Raw genomic sequence first — 17,420 nt, 5'->3', positions numbered from 1 at the left:
CTTGATTTACTCATTGTGCAGCGCCGCATAGATGGATTCTGCCAGGGACTTGCTGATGCCTTTAACTTTGGTCATCTCATCTACCCCGGCTTTTTTGATTTCCTGTAAACCGCCAAAATAACGAATCAGTTCCCGACGGCGCTTTGCGCCCACGCCTTCGATTCCTTCGAGGGTCGACTGGCGACGTTTTTTGTCCCGACCCTTGCGATGGCCGGTAATGGCGAAACGGTGAGATTCGTCCCGGATATGTTGAATAAGATGCAGGCCGGGCGAGTCAGCCGGCACCCGGAAGACCCGGTCAGTCAGCGCATCGATCAATTGTTCCATACCGGCCCGCCGGGTTACTCCCTTGGCAACACCAATCAGTGGTATATCACTAATACCCAGACTATCAAAGACTTCACGGGCAATGTTCAACTGCCCCTTACCACCGTCTATGAACACCAGGTCCGGTCGCTTGCCGTCGTCTGTGACCATTCGGCGGTAACGCCGGGTCAGCACCTGTCGCATCGCGCCGTAGTCGTCACCGGCGGTTTCGCCTTCGATGTTGTAGAGCCGGTAGTCGCTCTTCAGGGGGCCATTCTCGTCGAAGACGACACAGGAAGCGACTGTATGCTCCCCGTGGCTGTGACTGATGTCAAAACATTCCATCCGCTTGGGGGTTTCCGACAACTCCAGCAGGTCCCGCAAAGCCAGCAGGCGCCGGTATACCGTTTCTTTGCTGGCAAGGTGCGTAAGCAGGGTTTGGCGCGAGTTTGTCATGGCAAGTTCCAGCCAACGCCTGCGTTCGCCGCGCACATTCTGGCGAACCCGCGTGTCCCGTCCCGCAGACTCCGTCAACGCTGCGGCCATCAGGTCCTGCTCATCCACCGGACCTGGAACTATAACCTCCCGGGGCATCTCACGCTGGGTATCGCCGCCAAAATAGAATTGACCCATAAAGGCGCTCAGCAGCTCGGGCTCTGTCTGTTCAATGGAATACCGTGGAAAGTAGTCCTTGGTACCCAACACCCTGCCACCTCGCACAATGATGACGACGATACACACCACACCGGCATCCTGGGCAATACCGATCACATCCGCATCACCGCCCTCACCTTCCATCGACTGCTGTTCCTGGACATGACGCAAGTGGTTCACCTGGTCACGGTACTGGGCCGCTTTTTCAAACTCCAGCTCCGAGGCAGCTTTTTCCATCTCATTCATCAGATCATTGATGATCGCCGGGTTCTTGCCTTCAAGAAACATGGCGGCGTGACGGATATCCAGCTGATAGTCTTCCGGCGAAATGTAGCCCACGCACGGCGCCGTGCATCGATTGATCTGATACTGCAGACAAGGACGCGTTCTGTTTCTGAAATAACTTTCGTTACAAGATCTTATACGAAATACTTTTTGTAGAATATTAAGACTTTCCTTGACGGCGCCAGAGCTTGGAAAGGGCCCGAACCAGGTCCCTTGTCCCTTGCGTGTGCGACCACGGCGGAATGTGAGCGATGGGTAGTTATCGTGGGCTGACAGGTAGATATAAGGGTAGGATTTATCGTCACGCAGCAAAATGTTGTAAGGCGGCCGCAGCGATTTTATCAGGTTCTGTTCCAGTAGCAGCGCTTCCGTCTCGCTACCGGTGATAGTAACTTCTATATGATTGATCTTGCCGACCAGAGCTTCGGTCTTCGGGGCCAGGCCGGAGTTGCGGAAGTAGCTGGCAACCCGTTTTTTGAGATTGCGGGCCTTGCCTACATACAAAACTTCGCCCGCGGCATCGAACATTCGATAGACCCCGGGACGTTCTGTGAGCTGTTTCAGGAAGGTTTTGGTGTCGAACCCCTCGACTGCACCATCAGACCTTGTCGGCATCAAGCAACCCGAGCCTCACGGCCATCAGCGCCAATTCCACATCGCTGGAAATATCGAGCTTCTCGAAAATCCGGTAACGGTAACTGTTGACGGTTTTGGGACTGAGGCAAAGCTTGTCTGAAATGTCCTGTACTTTCTGGCAGCCCACCACCATCAGGGCGATCTGGAGTTCACGCTCCGACAGTCGATCGAATACCGAGTCATTGCCCTCGTCGCCATTGTCACCGACCTGCTTCAGCGCCATTTTCTGGGCAATTTCGGGGCTGATGTATCGCTGTCCCGCATGGGCCATGCGGATAGCCCGTAACATCTCGCGGATGTCCGCGCCTTTGGTGATATACGCGGAAGCACCGGCCTGCATCACACGAGTGGGGTATGGGTCGTCTGCACACGCGGTTACCACGATCACGCGGATGGCATCATCGATGCGAAGAATGCGCCGGGTCGCCTCAAGTCCACCGATTCCCGGCATACGAATATCCATCAACACTATATCGGGGGACTTCTCGCGGACCGCGTCGATCGCCTCCTCACCTGAAGCTGCCTGACCTACCACCTCAATATCTGCGTTGTCGGACAACATCCGGGTAATACCGGACCGGACAAGTTCATGGTCATCAACCACCAGTACCTTGATCAAAATGCACCTCGCGCATGGCTGATTTACAATCGAAAAACATAAGAAGTGTAACGCGTCATGCTACCAAGCGGTACCTGATTAAGGCATTTCCTGAGGACTGGCACTCAAAAATGCCCTGTGGAATCAGTCAGCCTTCGGCCCCAGACCCGCGGTATTCTCTACAGGATCAAACCACACCAGCAAATCGCCTCGCCTGACAGCTTCCGATACCTTGCCGCGTTCACTGAGTGGCGATTCGTTCTCGTTCAAGCCATGAAAGCGAGTGCAGTATTCATCTACCAGCCCCTCGAGTTGATCTTGACTCAACAAATCAGCATCCACTGCAAAGGGCGTCTCTCGTGGGTCTGCCTCGCTTACTCGTGTGGAATCATCAGTCATATCCAAATCCTTGAAAACATCTTGGCGAGAAGCTTAACTGAAGGCCCGCCAGCGTTGATAGATCTACATCAAATAAACAACTGTAACTGGTCACTGGGCACCCGTATCTACTACCGTAAAAAGGCATGGGGCACGCGAAACAGCATGAGTGGAGGAACAAAATGGATCAGCAGCGATGGCGTTTACTCGTCGCGGGACGAGTTCAGGGTGTCTTTTACCGCGCGTCTGCCCAGGCACGGGCTGAGGAGCTTGGTGTCACCGGGTATGCAAGAAATCTTGCCGATGGTCGCGTAGAAGTTCTTGCGGAAGGCGATGAGCAAGCCCTCGTACAACTACTCGACTGGTGCTGGGACGGCCCACCGAAAGCGAGCGTACAGCATATTGATGTTGAGAAAATGACCGGCAACCCGCAATTCAACGACTTCCGTATTCAATAAGACAGTTGCCAAAACACCTCAAAACCATTAAAGTCTGCGCCCTCAAATCAGTACGCTGATCTGAACAGTTTATTGGAGAGGTGGCCGAGTGGCTGAAGGCGCACGCCTGGAAAGTGTGTATACGTTAATAGCGTATCGAGGGTTCGAATCCCTCTCTCTCCGCCAATACAAAACCCCAGCAAATGCTGGGGTTTTTTATTGGCAGATAGTTTGGGTAGAAGAACCCTCGCGGGTTCGACCGGAGCAGGCCCAGCCTGCGTAGGAACGTCAGAGCGAAGCGACGACGGCCCTTTTGACCATCGTGGTATCCATGTGCACCAGCTGGCGCGCCAACACTAACGATACGGGAGGTTGCTCTGGCTGCAAGCGATTGGCTCGTTGCCGTCGCCTCGGTTAAATTTGGGCACTCCCATCTCGGCACCCAGTAGGCCATTCGTACCTCTCAGCGAAAGCATCAATATGTGCAGAACAGACCGAATTGCATCGCTCGTTTTTGGTGTGCGATTTGCCTTTATAGAATCTGGGGTCGGGAACTCGTTTTCGCAGTTTTTTCTCACCAAAAACTGAGCGTCGCCAGATACTGATATATAGAAATAATGAAGGGGTGGGTCGGAATCGTACTGGTGCCAATGAGCTGAAAATACTGCCATATTTATAATATATTCCTTTTATATCATATGCATGTATATATATTTAAGTCAGTTCTACGCTCATTCCGCACCTTTCTATACTAAAAATATCAATAGATTACGTTTTTATTTTCGTTGTGGTTTTGCCATTGAACAACTCTCGATATGCCTATAGATCCGGTGCATTGCCGGTCTCTGAGTACTGGTAATCGTCAATACGCCAAGACCTTCGATTGCGAGCGAGCACCCATCAGACGTACACTTAATGTGTACGCAAATAGAGGTGAAACTCATGCAAACAATCAATGTTCGGGAAACTCGGGAAAAGCTTTCCTATCTGTTGGACGCTGTGGCCGCGGGAGAGGAGATTGTTATCCTTCGTCACGGTAAACCTGCCGCACGTCTGACCTCAGCCCGGCCAGAAAAAATCCAGTTTCCGAACCGGTCTGAACTCAGAGACTCTTTGCCTCCCTCCCGGGAAAGCTCCGCGCAAGTGGTGCGAGAGCTCAGGGACGATGAGCGCTATTGATGGTCTACTTCGACACCAGCGCCGTTCTGCCCTTTTACCGCCAGGAGCATGCTAGCGATCGGGTTCAAGCCATGCTTGAATCACAGACTAGCCCGGTCCTTATAAGCCATTTGACAGAGGTTGAGGTTGCAAGCGCCTTGGCGCGCTGGGTTCGTATGGGAGAGCTCAGCGAACCCCAGGCAAATCGTATCGAAAGTGCGTTCCATGATGATGTCAGCCATGGACGTTTTACCCCCTGCCCCATTGAAACGGCCCATTACCAGCGAGCCAGCCACTGGATTGGAACACGGAAGACAAGTCTGAGGACATTGGATGCACTTCACCTGGCCTGCGCAGAATATCATCAGGCTCGTTTGATCAGTGAAGACCAGGCGCTTGTGAATGCCGCCATTTTCTTTGGCATCGACGCCAGCCATGCCTCAAAGGGCGCCTAGTTACCATGGCTAGTCCCAAGCATCTCACTCGTACACTTTTCGAACACTGGGAAACAGTCGAAGCATGGGTCAGGGCTACTCGGGAAATGCCGGCGTTCTCCGAGGAGCAAGTCCTCGCTGCGATTCGCCAGAGTCAGCCAGCTCTGGATGACATTCAAGTGAGTGATACCCTGCGCAAGCTTCTTGCCAGCGGTGTACTGGAGGTTCAGAGTCGCTCCGAGAATTTTGTGTTAAATGCCCATGTGTTGGAGTTTGTGCGCGGCTTGACTCATGAACACGAATTGGGTACTGAGTTTGCCCATCACTGTCTTGGGTACTAAGTTAATTAACGACCGATCATGGGACACGGTGGGATTGCCTCTCGGAAGAAATCGGCCAGGTCGCTTTAGGTCCGCTTGTTGGCCCCCGTAATGAATCGGGGTTCTTCTCTCCAGGAATTTCATGATGAGTGTAAAAAGACCCAACATTGATACATTGGAAATTATCTCTGACTACTACGGCTTCGACCTGTCCCCTGATGAACTGCGCGAATTTCAGTCCGCCGTTGCTGGTTCGATGGCGATTTATGACCGCCTGGATGAACTTGCAGATGAATCGCTGCCGGTTAAATACCCGCGGGCTGATATGGGCTATCGCCCCGTAGGAGATGACAATCCACTCAACGGCTGGGCATGGAAGTGCTCCGTACCTGGAGCCAAGGAAGGGCCGTTAGCGGGCCGTACGGTGGCCCTGAAAGACAATATTTCCCTTGCGGGCATCCCCATGATGAATGGTTCCCCGATCATGGAGGGTTTTGTACCCCGCGAGGATGCAACGGTAGTCACCCGGCTTCTAGACGCGGGCGCGCACATCATCGGCAAGACAGCAGTGCCTGCGTTTTGTTTTGACGGTGGCGGCTGTACAGGCTATCCCGAACCCCAACCGGTTAATCCCCATGATCCTGACCGCCTGGCCGGGGCATCCTCCAACGGCAGTGCGGTGGTGGTGACCAACAGTGAAGTCGATATGGCACTGGGTGGAGACCAGGGCGGTTCCATTCGACTGCCCGCCTCATGGAGCGGCTGCTACGGAATCAAAGGCACTCATGGCCTTGTCCCCTACACGGGCATTTTCCCCATTGAGATCACGCTTGATCATATCGGCCCAATGGCGCGTACCGCGGAAGATTGCGCCCGGATGCTGGAGGTGCTTGCTGGCCCGGATGGCCTGGATCCGCGACAGTACGACGTGCGCACTGCGAAGTACACAGAATCGCTGAGTGAAGATCTTTCTGGCATGCGCATTGGTATCTTGCGAGAAGGGTTTGGTATTAGCGGTGTCAGCGAGACAGATGTAGATGCTGCGGTTCGAGAAGCTGTCAGCGTGCTGGAAAAAGTGGGGGCTCGTGTTTCGGAAGTGTCGGTGCCCATGCACAGCGACGGGCTCGCGCTGTGGAGTGCGATAGCGTTTGAGGGTGCCACCGAGCTGATGGTCAGGGGCGATGGCTACGGCACGAACTGGCGCGGGCATTACAGCACACAGCTCATGGATTTCTATGGGCGGGCTCGTCGCGCTCGCGGCCATGATTTTAGTGACACAGTGAAGATGACGGTTCTGGCAGGTCACTATATGTCTGAACATTACAATCGGCACTACTACGGTAAGGCGCAAAATATCGGCCGACGCCTGGCACGCAATTACGATGACGCCCTGAAGGAATATGACCTGTTGGTTATGCCAACGACCGCCATGAAAGCCATCTGCAGACCGACGGATAAAAACCTCAACAGCACACTCGCTGGAGCGCTTAGTAATCTGCATAACACTGCACCATTTGACGTCAGTGGGCATCCGGCAATGAGTCTTCCTGTCGGGTTTTCGGAAGGATTACCGGTAGGAATGCAGCTTGTTGGCAGACGCTGGGACGAGTCGACGGTGCTTAAGGTCGCTCATGCTTACCAAGTCGCCGTTGGGTAAAGCTCACGTGCGATACGTCGTGTAATGATAGACGGGTCCTTTTCGAGGCGTCTGAATAGGACCGGGCTAGCAACAACTCGACGATAGAGCGCACAGGACCACTCGTCCCCGGCATTACAATTAGCTGGCACGGACATTCCTTGTCGTCGAATTACCGCCTACGTTGGTGTCCAGAATCATTGAACCACTACACGTCCGCAAAGGAATGCCACCAATATTTTTTTATTCGCTGGACACAGAAAGCTTTCTCGATTTTTGCGAAGTAGAACAACTGGATTTGACAGTTTTTAACAGTCATGCGCGGGCGCGGGTCTAAACTTCCAGGCAAATGGAGCTTTCCGCGCTCAAATGGATGTGCACCCCCTCTAGCTCCTCACTTCCATAGCCCGGACTGGCTTCCATTGACATCCTCAATCCTCAATCAATGAGTGTCCGAAGGACACGCACTCAGTACTCCAAGTCTAGTTAAGAACAAATTTAACTGTCATGAAATGAGAAAAGGATATCTTACATGGAACGAACTATTTCACTGCAGTGCATGCGGCTAGGCATGCTGGCGACGACACTAATCATGGGGCTTGGGTCCCAGCAACTCTTGGCAGGAGCTGAGTACCCCTCCCATTACGGAGCCTCACCTATCAGTTTCGATGCTATCGCAATCCCTGGCGGGGAATTCAATGTCAGCGATCGACAAGCAGGTATTCTGGACAACTACATGTTCTTCGATTCCCGCCAGTACCAAGTTAATTTATCAATTCAAAACAATCGTTATGTTAGTGATGTAGCTCAAGCTGTTTCGGTCGGCAGTTTGTCTGACACAGCTAAAATATATATCCCAGCGTACGATGTTGATGCTTACACCACACCGGTTGGCGACTGTGATGGAGACGATATCCCAGATACCCTTCACCCGGAGGTCAATGAGGTGTACTTCAACGGTGAGTTAATCGGGGAGCTGGCTGGCAACAATTCAATCTGGAAGTTCAATGCGGAGTTCGAGGTTCCCATAGAAAAGGTGAACTTCCCATCAGCGCCTGGTGGCACTGCCACTAACACCGTACAGGTTGCGATTGATGTGAAGAACAAAAATACTGTTCTTTCGTCAGGTGCAGTAGGTTGTAGAGTCTGGGCAACCTCAATCGATTGGGTTGGCATCAAATTCGAGGCGACAGAACCAGTGTATTTCCTTACTGGGCTTTTTGGCGTGCCGACGGCCTTGGAGAATTCCGGATACAGGGAAAAACTCGAGGCTGAGCTTGGGCTATATTCCAAGGTCGTTGGTCATTCTATTCTGACGGGATCGAGGACCTGTTCACCAGGTACATTGGTGGCAGTTGCTGACCATGCGACCAACTTCCTTGCTCAGATTGCTCAAGACGCTACAAATACGGGTACAGCAGAAATACATGCCATAGGCCACTCAATGGGTGGATTGGATGGGCGGCTGGTTTCCCACATGCTTAACTTGGACGAGTATTTGGCCCAGGTAGGCACCATGGATGGGCAGCCCATTCGGCACCCGATCAAGGTCAATAGTCTTCTTACTCATGGAAGCCCCCACTTAGGTACAGTAATTGCCGACTACTCCGCGATCGCATTCGGGAATACTCTTTTCGCAGACATGTGCGATCTGCAGACTAATACATGGGAAGTTGCGAATAAATACTTAGAACTTGGCGAAACAAAGCTGGTGACCATTGGTGCTGATGCCGATGGCGACGGAAATCAGGTTATTGATGCAGCAGAAGCAACTGGGAACCAGGTTCCACCAGACATGAATGGCGTGGATTTAACCTGGGCATCGAATTATCTCTATGGCCAACTGTTTACCTACGACTCCATACGATCCGGATACAGAACAGTTGAGTTGTTCGGTGAAACAATCGAAATTCCATGGGTGATCAGAGATGCATCTGGCCCCAACCCGAATGACACTTTTGTGAGCGACGAGAGCGCAAACGGTGTTGGAACAGCGGTGAGTACTATGAGCCTCGTTGGTAAGAACCACGGCACGATCATTGATGATGAAACTCAAACGCGCGCGCTGGCTGTTGGTAAATCTTCTCTGGGATGGGGTGACCTATGAAACGGATTACGACGTTAATTTTCTTTCTGCTGATGAGCACTTTGACGCAAGCAGCTCAGATGCTTCCAATGATTCAAACCTTCCCCACAGAAGCTAACAGTGTCCTCCATGGTACTTTCCATGTAGAAAGCACTGAGGTTCGGATTTTTGCGGTACATGTGGACTCATCAGGGGTCGCGATAACGCTTCCCGATGGCACCACCATGGCAGAAGGCAACGCGGAGTCTCTAGGGTTCGACTGGACATACTATGAAGACACCAATACTGGAGTTAGGAACCTCAACGTAGTTTCCGATAGCGCCCCAGTTGGAGATTATTCGTTCATCCTGACCTCGGGGCCAACCCCGGCCAGGCTATCGGTTTCCGCGCGGCCCGGACTAAACTTCTTCTCATTTGCGGGAGTTCCGGGAGCACCAATAGAGGTAGGGAAATACTTTGCGGTTGCCATGGCGCTGGGAACTGAGGATGGCCCAGCACTTGGGGCTACCATCACAGCTGAGATCCTGGATGCGTCAGGCCATGTAATATCGACTGCGGCTCTGAAAGATGACGGTGTCTCGCCTGATGAAACAGCCGATGACAGTATGTACACGTCAGTAGCATCCATTAATCAAGTCGGATACTACCAGACACGCTTCAGGATCGAATGGAACGGTCATCAAGGCTTGATATATCAGCCGGTGGCTGTCGCCTCTGCGGGATTTGGGCTGACTGGCGGGTTCACTGTCAATGAAGTGGACAGCAACGGTAATGGCCTTATTGAGGAGGTCGAACTGACGTTTGAAGAATCCGCTCCTCGCGAGGCTGGCGAGCACGAGTTAAGTGTTGCCATAACGGATCTGGAAGGAGGCCGCATTTCAAGTGGTGGAAGGTTCGATGATCCTGCGACTCCATTGACTGCCGTCTTCAGTTTTGACGACCTGAAAAAACTTGGAGCTCAGCCTTGGACTGTTGCAAAGGTCGGCATTATGAAGGATTTCCGAGTCTTGGGGATTCTTAACGATGTTGGAACACTTGATATTGATCCAGGTACCTTGGAACGCCAGCCGATGGTGATTAATGGCATTACCACTGATCAAGGTGTTGATGCTGATGACGACGGGCTATTTGAACGCCTAGACGTTGAAATTGAAGTCGTCACTCAAGCCAGTGGATACTATGGTGTTTCCAGCGACCTAAGATCGCCGGTCCAAGGTAAGTTATCTGATAATGGTATTCCAAGCCTTTACTTAAGCAAAGGCGCCAACAAAATCAGCATGAGCTTTATGGGTGCGGACGTTGGCCGCTCCGGTCTTAATGGCCCTTACCAGGTCTCCAACTTCCTGATCTATCCTAACTTCAACACTCAGCTTAAATTAGCAAAATTAGTGAACCTCGTTGGGGAGACCTCTTATTACACCTGCGAGCAATTTGTTGGTTGTGGTTCAGACCTTGAGGCAGAGATTCTGCGTATCGCAAATACGCTATGCGGTGTCTTGGGCCATCAAATCAAAGCCAAGCTGAACCGTATTCAATCTAAAGAAAGATCGAATCCTGATGTAGCAGAGAGGCAGTTGCAGGCTTTGTATAATCGGGCCACGAACCTCGAAAAATCAGGAGCATGCCTGCCTGCCAAAGGTTGGAGCGGCGATCGTCCACTTTCCTAGAACGCATGCCGGTGCCTATTTATTTAGGTGCCGGCTTGTCCATTTCTGCTTATCCTCTCCTCTCATCCTAGAGTTGTGCTTTTACCCATGTCAGCCGGCCACTCGTTCAGCAGAAATTCGACGGTGAAGTCATCCACCCACTGCAGGTCGTCGATCAGCAGAAGCAGGGGGGGAAGTATTTTCTATCGACTGGTTTTCACGGTCAGGCGTGCATGCGCGGGCCAGTTTGCGTATCTCCTGAAGGGCCACCCGCAGCAGCTTATATTGTTCTTCTTTGTGATTGGCCTAGGAAGATTGACCAAATTCCTGCTGGCCCATGCTGCGCATTTCATCCTGCTTGCTCCAGTCTTTGCCGCTGCGGGCAATATCCATGGCGGCATCGACACCCACTAGCCTTGCGATCACTTTGCCAATCCTTCCCCGCGTCCGATTCTTGGCTTCGGGATCATCGGACCTGGCATCTTTCTTCCACCTTAGGGCGCCTTCCGTAACCTGCTGGCCAAATCTGGCAAACCAGCCGACGTTTTCCTCGTAAATCAGGTTTAGCCGGCGAAGCTCGTCCACCATCGAGTTCTTGAGCGATGCCAGGCCCGTTGCGTGGGCACTGTGCCCGGTCTGATTGAGCATTCTGAGGGTAGGAATGCTCAGGCTGGCTGGATTGCTGGTGTCGGAACGGATCTGCCGGACGAAGCGATTGGCCAGGGCGGTTTTACCCGTACCCGGCTCGCCCTTGACCAAAGCCCACGTCTGCTTTGCCGAGTTCTCTGGTTGTTCGCAGAGACTGTGCCAGTCCTGCCACAGGCTTTTGAGTTCGGTTTCCCGGCCCACGAAGGTGCTGGCACGAACGGCCGGCACGGGAATATCCGAGTCAAGCCGCTCCAGCAGGCTGTATCGAGAGGCCATCATGCGCAGCCTTGAGATCGCCCGCTGTTTTTCGGCGACGTCTGTGTTTTCCACGGTGTCGTGGGGCTGTGGTCCGGTGAAAATGAGCACCACGCTGATGCCTGCGGTCTGTGCCCTGCCCTGTTCTGGCGTTTCGGTGTGGTTCATCTGGCGCAGGTCCTTTTCCAGAGAGACCAGCATGGCCAGTAGAGCCAGGGACGCGTCGTCCAGGCGCAGGGGGTCTTTCACCACAATCACTTTGGAGGCGCCCTGGGCGGTGACCAGCAGCATTTCCAAAGTCAGCTGCAGGGTTTCGTGGCTGGTAGCCTCTTCACTCAGGCGAGGGGCGAGTTCTTTCAAGCGTTTGCGAGCCGGCCGGGACAGATAAATATTGTCGTCTGAGGAGAATTGTCCAGATATCGCTTCCGCGCCGGTTTCACCCATGGTTTCCAGAATACCGCCACTTTCTTCGGCCACCGCTTCGACACCCGCCTCAAAAAAGAGTTCAGGTAATCAGGCGCACTGCCTCTCCACTCGGCCAGGTAGTCCATCATTTTTTCGGCGCCGACGTTCAGATTGTCGCCCACTGCGTCGCCAACGATGCCACCCAGGGCCTGGTTCATCGTGATATTTTGAGTGAGTTCACGTTTTCTTCCTCATCTATGACGGTTTGGCGACAAAGCGTCTTTCCAGTTACCTAGTCGACTAGCTTTCGGAAAGTGCAAAAACAATGATGTTGCAAAGTGTTAGCAGATGCGGCTGACATGACGCTGCGTTACCGGACAATTCTGAATTCATGCTTGCAGCCTCGTACGTCTATCATGAGTTGTCCATGTTCAGAATCGGCGCACGGGAGTCTTGAGCGATTATCGATAGCGGTCGCAACGATGACAATTAACGACAGCTCTACTCCTATAATTTTTGCAAGTTAATACAATTGGGCGGGTACGCCTATTCTAGCAACGCGATAGAAAACAGTAGGTTTGACCAAGTTTGTCTCTAGCTTAACTCGCCCCTGGCAAAAGCTGATCCAGTTTTACGTCCACTAAAATTTCGACCGAGAGGCCAGGCAGGGACAAGGAGACAATAAACGGTAACTATCGTTAGCTCACTACAACAATAGGACACAAGCCGCCGACTGGTCTTGTCCGATTCCCGGACACTCGATACCTAACAGTTGCGGACGAATAATGGGAGTGTAAACTACCCATCACCAAGGCCAAAAGCCGGCTTGGGGCACCGATCAAATGTCCTGATCCCGGACATCCAAATCCTATCAACCTTGTGCCCAAAATCGGCGTTAATCGGTCAAGATACTGTTTTATTGGGATTTTTATAGTGTTTACTTTTGGAGTAAGTAATTGATCAGGCAGATTTTTGGTCGATTAAGACTGCTTGCTATCGGATAGTAACGGCGCCCTCCGGAGGCAGAAGTCTAAGGTCCGAACCTTACTCTGAATTCTACGGTGCTGGTCAGAGGACGAATAGTTGAAAAAATTTTTGAATAAGCTTTTACTAATTTGATACTCATAAAAGAATTTTTCAATTATTAAACGCTATTGTTTTTGTTGGGCCGATTTGGGGCAAATGTGGGCAAACATATATCCTAATCAGTCCTGTTAGGCCCAACGAGTGTTTTCTATCTAATTGATATTACGCCAATATCCGCTGTGTTCCAATTCGCTTTTAGGGTTCGACCGGAGCAGGCCCAGCCTGCGTAGGAACGTCAGAGCGAAGCGACGACGGCCCCGAAGGGGTGAGGACCGAAGGTCCGAATAATCCCTCTCTCTCCGCCAATACAAAACCCCAGCAAATGCTGGTTTTTTTTATTGCCCACCTCTACTGCACTCAAGCTCATTCATAACGATCAAGAAACTTTCGCTTCCCTAAACCGCCCACGGTACTTTTCGTCTCATGTGCCTGTGGCCGCGGGGCGAAATGAAATTCCGGATACCCGTAAAGCTTTTCTCCCAAGTTCCCGATTTTATTGGGCCGTGGTATTTTGTACTGCCCTGGCTAACATGTTAGCCGGCTCTCACTGACCATGGCGCGTGATGACTCTGTTCGACGTTTTTCTCAGCACACTTGAAACCACCCTCCCGGTTTTTGCCATGGTGTTTATCGGGCTGGGTCTCAGGCGCCTGGGCTGGATTGATCTCCCGTTTATCAATACCGCCTCAGCCCTGGTTTTCAAGGCAACCCTCCCTACCCTTATTTTCCTGAGCATTATTCAGGCTGACCTTGATACCACGCTCAATCCAGGGCTACTTGGGTTTTTCCTGCTGGCGACTATCGGCAGTTTTGTCCTGAGTTGGGTTTGGGCCACCTGGCGGGTTCCCTACGCCGACCGGGGGGTATACGTGCAAGGCGCATTCAGGGGTAACTGCGGTATCGTCGGGCTTGCCCTTGCAACTAACCTCTACGGGGATTTCGGTCTTTCTGCCGGAGGTCTTTTGCTCGGGGTGGTAATCATCTCGTACAACGCACTGTCCGTTGTAGTGCTGGCAGCGTACCAGCCCGGACAATCTCTTAGCTGGCAGAATATTCTCAGGGATATCGTGCGCAACCCCCTGATCATTTCTGTCATTGTTGCCGTTCCTGTCGCCTGGTCCGGCATTCGGCTGCCCGGATGGGTGATGATCAGCGGCGAGTATTTCGCATCCCTGACGCTGCCCCTTGCTCTGCTGTGTATCGGGGGCACCTTGTCGATTGCAGCCATCCGCACCGACAGTAAGACGGCCACCGGCGCCAGCATGATGAAAATGGTGGTACTGCCGAGCCTTTGCACCGCTGCTGCATGGCTGGCAGGCTTCAGTGGAAAAGAGCTGGGGCTGCTGTTCCTGTTCTTTGCCAGTCCGACGGCAGCAGCCAGCTTCGTGATGGTCAAGGCACTGGGTGGGAATGACCGCCTGGCCGCCAACATTATCGCCCTGACGACTCTGGTGGCGAGTGCGACCATCACGATCGGGGTATTTGTGCTACGAACCGGCGGAATTATCTGACCTCTGTTTCCAGCCCGAGAGACCGCCTGCCAGTCAGCGTAACTTCTCTAACTAAGGACGGCACTACCATGCATGATAGCAAACCCTTTTCCCAGGCCTGTGAAAACAACAAGCAGTGTATTCTTGATGTCCTCCGCACAGTATTTACCCAGCCAGGAATCATTCTGGAGATTGGCTCCGGAACGGGTCAGCACGCAGTGCACTTTTCCTCCGCCCTGCCTCATCTGACCTGGCAACCCAGCGACAAACCGGGCAATGCCCAACTTTGCCAGGCCCGTATCAAAGAAGCGAAACTTCCGAATATCCTGCCACCTCTGGAGCTCGATGTTAATCGCGCCCCATGGCCATTGCAGGTATTTGATGGCGTTTTCTCAGCCAACACAGCCCACATCATGGCGTGGCCGGAAGTGGCTGCCATGTTCAGGGGTGTGGCCGCGGGATTGGGAAGCGGCCAGCCATTCTGCCTGTACGGCCCCTTCCGTTACGGCCGACGCCACACCAGCGACAGCAATCACCAGTTCGACCTCCACTTGCGAAACCAGGCTGAGCACATGGGAATTCGTGACCTGGACGACCTGCGCCAGCTGGCCTCAACGGTAGGCCTCTCATTGGCAGACGACGCGGCTATGCCTGCGAATAATCATTTGCTGGTGTGGCGCAAACAATAGCGGACCAGCGGGGATGGTGAATTCTCAGCACGGGTCTGCCAAGCCCTGTGGTGCGGGAGATCATTACGGTCTATTGCGGCTCTGATCAACAATTATCAATTCATCCAGGTTGAAGCCCTCGGCTTCGGCCACGGCGCGGAAGTCATCCAGAGCTTTGTCAGTCACAGTCGGCGTGCGAGAAAGAAACCACAGGTAATCCCGGTCAAAGCCAGTAATAAAGGCATATTGATAGTCTTCACTGTCGAGACGGAAGATTACATAGGACGCATAGAAGGGACCGAAGAAGGATACTTTCAAATGCCCGGTACGGTTTTCATCCACAAACACAGCATGACCTTCCGCCTCCTTCCAGGTGCCCTCTTCAGTTGAATAACCACGATTGATAACCTTCAGACTGCCATCGTCCTGAATCTGGTATTCGGCAGATACATCCGAGAGGCCACGTTCGAAAGAATGATCAAGCCGGGCGATTTCATACCAGGTGCCGGCATATTGGTTAACATCCACCGTTTTGACCGGGCGGATCCCCTCCGGCAAACCGGTGCAGGCGGTCAGGAGCGTACCCACAGCAATTATTATCAGAAGGCGCATAGCTTTCATTAATCAGACCTTTAAAATGTGAGTAATTGGCATCGCGGAACCCTGGGGTGTATTCATTGTTCATTCAGGATACGTGAATGCAAAGCATCCAGCCCAGCCCGGAGATCGTAAAACGGGCTCTAATAACCTTATCGGAGCTCTCATGTTAAATATGGACTTTACCCGCAAAGTGGTCATCAATACCTCAGAGCTGGATTGGACCCCCAGTCCTGCCGGAGGTGTCCTGCGCAAACCGCTTGCCCGCGAAGAAGCTGAACGGGGCCATGCCACAAGCGTTGTGCGCTATGAACCGGGAGCACGCTTTCCACACCACTGGCATCCTCTGGGTGAAGAAATACTGGTGCTGGAGGGTGTTTTTTCCGATGAGAACGGCCATTACAGTGCCGGCACCTATCTGCGCAACCCACCAGGAAGTGGCCACGCCCCCTTCAGCGAAGAAGGCTGCACCCTGCTGGTAAAATTACATCAGTTTGATGAACGCGATAAGGCGACAGTGAGGGTTGATACCCACACGGCTGAATGGCTACCAGGGTACGGAGGGCTGCAGGTTATGCCGCTGCATGAATTTGAACACGAACACGTTGCCTTGGTGAAATGGCCAGCAAATGAAAAATTCCAGCCCCACCGGCATTTTGGTGGTGAAGAAATTTTTGTATTGTCCGGCGAATTCTGTGATGAGGACGGCCACTACCCGGCGGGTACCTGGCTGCGCAGTCCACACCTGAGCCAGCACCACCCTTTTGTAGAACAGGAGACCGTTATCTGGGTGAAAACCGGCCACTTGCCCATCTAAGGAGCCTCTGAATAACCCGGATTACTTTTTCCGGTAAATAATGCCCGGGTGACACTGGACCATTTCATACAGGTGGGGCAGGCCGTTTAGAGATTCGGAAGCACCCAGAATGAGATAACCGCCAGGAGTGAGTGTGGCGTGAATGCGGGTAAGGATGTCTTTCTTGAGCTCACCGGAAAAGTAAATCAACACGTTGCGGCAAAAAACCACATCAAATCTCCCTAACATGTAGCGCTCAAGCAGGTTCAGTTCCTTGAACTCCACCATCGTCTTCAACTGGGGTCGTATTTGCCAACCCCCGTTGGTTGATTGAGTAAAGAAACTCTTTTGCCGCTCCGGTGACAAGCCGCGGCCAATGGCCAGCAGTTCATACTCTCCACGTCGGGCCACATCGAGTACGCTTTTGGAAATATCCGTGGCGGTGATTTTGATATCCGCCTTGAGCTTGCCTGGTTTGAAGCGCCGATACTCATCCACGGCCATGGCAATGGAATAAGGCTCCTGACCGGTCGAACAGGCAGCAGACCAAAACCTGATCGGCTGCAACTGGCTGCGTTCCGCGAGTTCAGGCAGCAGTTTGTCACTGAGAATACGGAACGGGTGGTTGTCACGGAACCAGAGGGTTTCGTTGGTGGTCATGGCATCCACAACCACTTCCCGTAACGGACTCCTGTCGGGACGCTTCAGGTGTTCCAGCAACGCGCCGAGACCAGTCATCTGGTTATCTTCAAGAATACGTCGCAGACGGCTTTTAACCAGATACTGCTTGTTTTCGCCAAGCAAAATGCCACACGCATCCTGCAGGAATGTCTTGAAGGCTTCGTATTCCTGGGGTGTGATATCTGATTTCATTGAATCTCTGGCGTTTGAGCCTCTGGGG

Annotated in this window: 16 protein-coding genes and 1 tRNA gene; 11 read left to right on the top strand and 6 right to left on the bottom strand. The window is 52.7% G+C overall.

All coding sequences use genetic code 11. The annotated features are described in order from the left end of the window. Positions 1-6: 6 nt before the first annotated feature. The 3 genes from uvrC to F6Y09_RS12535 all read right to left on the bottom strand — a co-directional run bounded on the left by uvrC (position 7) and on the right by F6Y09_RS12535 (position 2,878). Positions 7-1,860: an excinuclease ABC subunit UvrC gene (gene uvrC, locus F6Y09_RS12545; RefSeq protein WP_152207270.1), complete on the bottom strand. Its 1,854-nt coding sequence runs from the start codon at positions 1,858-1,860 to the stop codon at positions 7-9. After that, positions 1,844-2,500: a UvrY/SirA/GacA family response regulator transcription factor gene (gene uvrY, locus F6Y09_RS12540; RefSeq protein WP_152207269.1), complete on the bottom strand. Its 657-nt coding sequence runs from the start codon at positions 2,498-2,500 to the stop codon at positions 1,844-1,846. The genes uvrC and uvrY overlap by 17 nt, the downstream gene beginning before the upstream one ends. A 123-nt stretch (positions 2,501-2,623) precedes the next feature. Beyond that, complete coding sequence (locus F6Y09_RS12535) at positions 2,624-2,878, bottom strand: hypothetical protein (RefSeq protein WP_152207268.1); 255 nt, start codon at positions 2,876-2,878, stop codon at positions 2,624-2,626. A 161-nt stretch (positions 2,879-3,039) separates the two neighbouring features. On the opposite strand from F6Y09_RS12535, the gene F6Y09_RS12530 reads away from it, so the two are divergent. From F6Y09_RS12530 to F6Y09_RS12495, 8 genes are all read left to right on the top strand, one after another. After that, entirely contained in the window at positions 3,040-3,315 is a 276-nt protein-coding gene (locus tag F6Y09_RS12530) for an acylphosphatase (protein ID WP_152207267.1), read from the top strand. Between the two features lie 74 nt (positions 3,316-3,389). After that, positions 3,390-3,480 (top strand) — tRNA-Ser (locus F6Y09_RS12525). A 756-nt stretch (positions 3,481-4,236) separates the two neighbouring features. Then, complete coding sequence (locus F6Y09_RS12520; RefSeq protein WP_152207266.1) at positions 4,237-4,473, top strand: type II toxin-antitoxin system Phd/YefM family antitoxin; 237 nt, start codon at positions 4,237-4,239, stop codon at positions 4,471-4,473. Continuing rightward, positions 4,473-4,907, top strand: a complete 435-nt coding sequence (locus tag F6Y09_RS12515) for a type II toxin-antitoxin system VapC family toxin (protein ID WP_152207265.1) — start codon at positions 4,473-4,475, stop codon at positions 4,905-4,907. The genes F6Y09_RS12520 and F6Y09_RS12515 overlap by 1 nt, the downstream gene beginning before the upstream one ends. A gap of 5 nt (positions 4,908-4,912) precedes the next feature. Further along, positions 4,913-5,227, top strand: a complete 315-nt coding sequence (locus tag F6Y09_RS12510) for a hypothetical protein (RefSeq protein WP_152207264.1) — start codon at positions 4,913-4,915, stop codon at positions 5,225-5,227. Between the two features lie 124 nt (positions 5,228-5,351). Further along, positions 5,352-6,863 carry an amidase gene (locus F6Y09_RS12505; RefSeq protein ID WP_152207263.1) on the top strand — a complete coding sequence of 504 codons (1,512 nt, stop codon included), beginning with the start codon at positions 5,352-5,354 and terminating at the stop codon, positions 6,861-6,863. 511 nt (positions 6,864-7,374) lie between these two features. Further along, positions 7,375-8,949, top strand: coding sequence for a lipase family alpha/beta hydrolase (locus tag F6Y09_RS12500; protein ID WP_152207262.1), 1,575 nt, complete (start codon positions 7,375-7,377; stop codon positions 8,947-8,949). Next, the gene (locus F6Y09_RS12495) at positions 8,946-10,595 is read left to right on the top strand and encodes a choice-of-anchor X domain-containing protein (protein ID WP_152207261.1); all 1,650 of its coding nucleotides are present in this window, start codon (positions 8,946-8,948) and stop codon (positions 10,593-10,595) included. The genes F6Y09_RS12500 and F6Y09_RS12495 overlap by 4 nt, the downstream gene beginning before the upstream one ends. A gap of 285 nt (positions 10,596-10,880) precedes the next feature. On the opposite strand, the gene F6Y09_RS12490 is transcribed toward F6Y09_RS12495, so the two are convergent. Then, on the bottom strand, positions 10,881-11,954 hold the full coding sequence (locus F6Y09_RS12490; protein ID WP_152207260.1) for an ATP-binding protein: 1,074 nt from the start codon (positions 11,952-11,954) through the stop codon (positions 10,881-10,883). A 1,577-nt stretch (positions 11,955-13,531) separates the two neighbouring features. Between F6Y09_RS12490 and F6Y09_RS12485 the strand changes: the two genes are divergently transcribed. Beyond that, a complete protein-coding gene (locus tag F6Y09_RS12485) occupies positions 13,532-14,479 on the top strand; it encodes an AEC family transporter (RefSeq protein ID WP_152207259.1) in 948 nt (315 codons plus the stop codon). A gap of 68 nt (positions 14,480-14,547) precedes the next feature. Continuing rightward, positions 14,548-15,147: a DUF938 domain-containing protein gene (locus tag F6Y09_RS12480; RefSeq protein ID WP_152207258.1), complete on the top strand. Its 600-nt coding sequence runs from the start codon at positions 14,548-14,550 to the stop codon at positions 15,145-15,147. Between the two features lie 63 nt (positions 15,148-15,210). Here the strand turns inward: F6Y09_RS12480 and F6Y09_RS12475 are convergent, their stop codons facing one another. Further along, positions 15,211-15,747 carry a lipocalin family protein gene (locus F6Y09_RS12475; RefSeq protein ID WP_218944150.1) on the bottom strand — a complete coding sequence of 179 codons (537 nt, stop codon included), beginning with the start codon at positions 15,745-15,747 and terminating at the stop codon, positions 15,211-15,213. A 142-nt stretch (positions 15,748-15,889) separates the two neighbouring features. Here F6Y09_RS12475 and F6Y09_RS12470 point away from each other — a divergent pair, with 142 nt between their 5' ends. Then, entirely contained in the window at positions 15,890-16,540 is a 651-nt protein-coding gene (locus tag F6Y09_RS12470; RefSeq protein ID WP_152207257.1) for a cupin domain-containing protein, read from the top strand. A 21-nt stretch (positions 16,541-16,561) separates the two neighbouring features. On the opposite strand, the gene F6Y09_RS12465 is transcribed toward F6Y09_RS12470, so the two are convergent. Further along, a complete protein-coding gene (locus tag F6Y09_RS12465; protein ID WP_152207256.1) occupies positions 16,562-17,392 on the bottom strand; it encodes a CheR family methyltransferase in 831 nt (276 codons plus the stop codon). Positions 17,393-17,420 lie beyond the last annotated feature (28 nt).

Origin of the sequence: Marinobacter changyiensis, assembly GCF_009193265.1 — a bacterium.
GTDB classification, from domain to species: Bacteria; Pseudomonadota; Gammaproteobacteria; order Pseudomonadales; family Oleiphilaceae; genus Marinobacter; species Marinobacter changyiensis.
The sequence above is the reverse complement of the archived record's forward strand: the minus strand, read 5'-3'. Positions and strand labels throughout refer to the sequence as shown.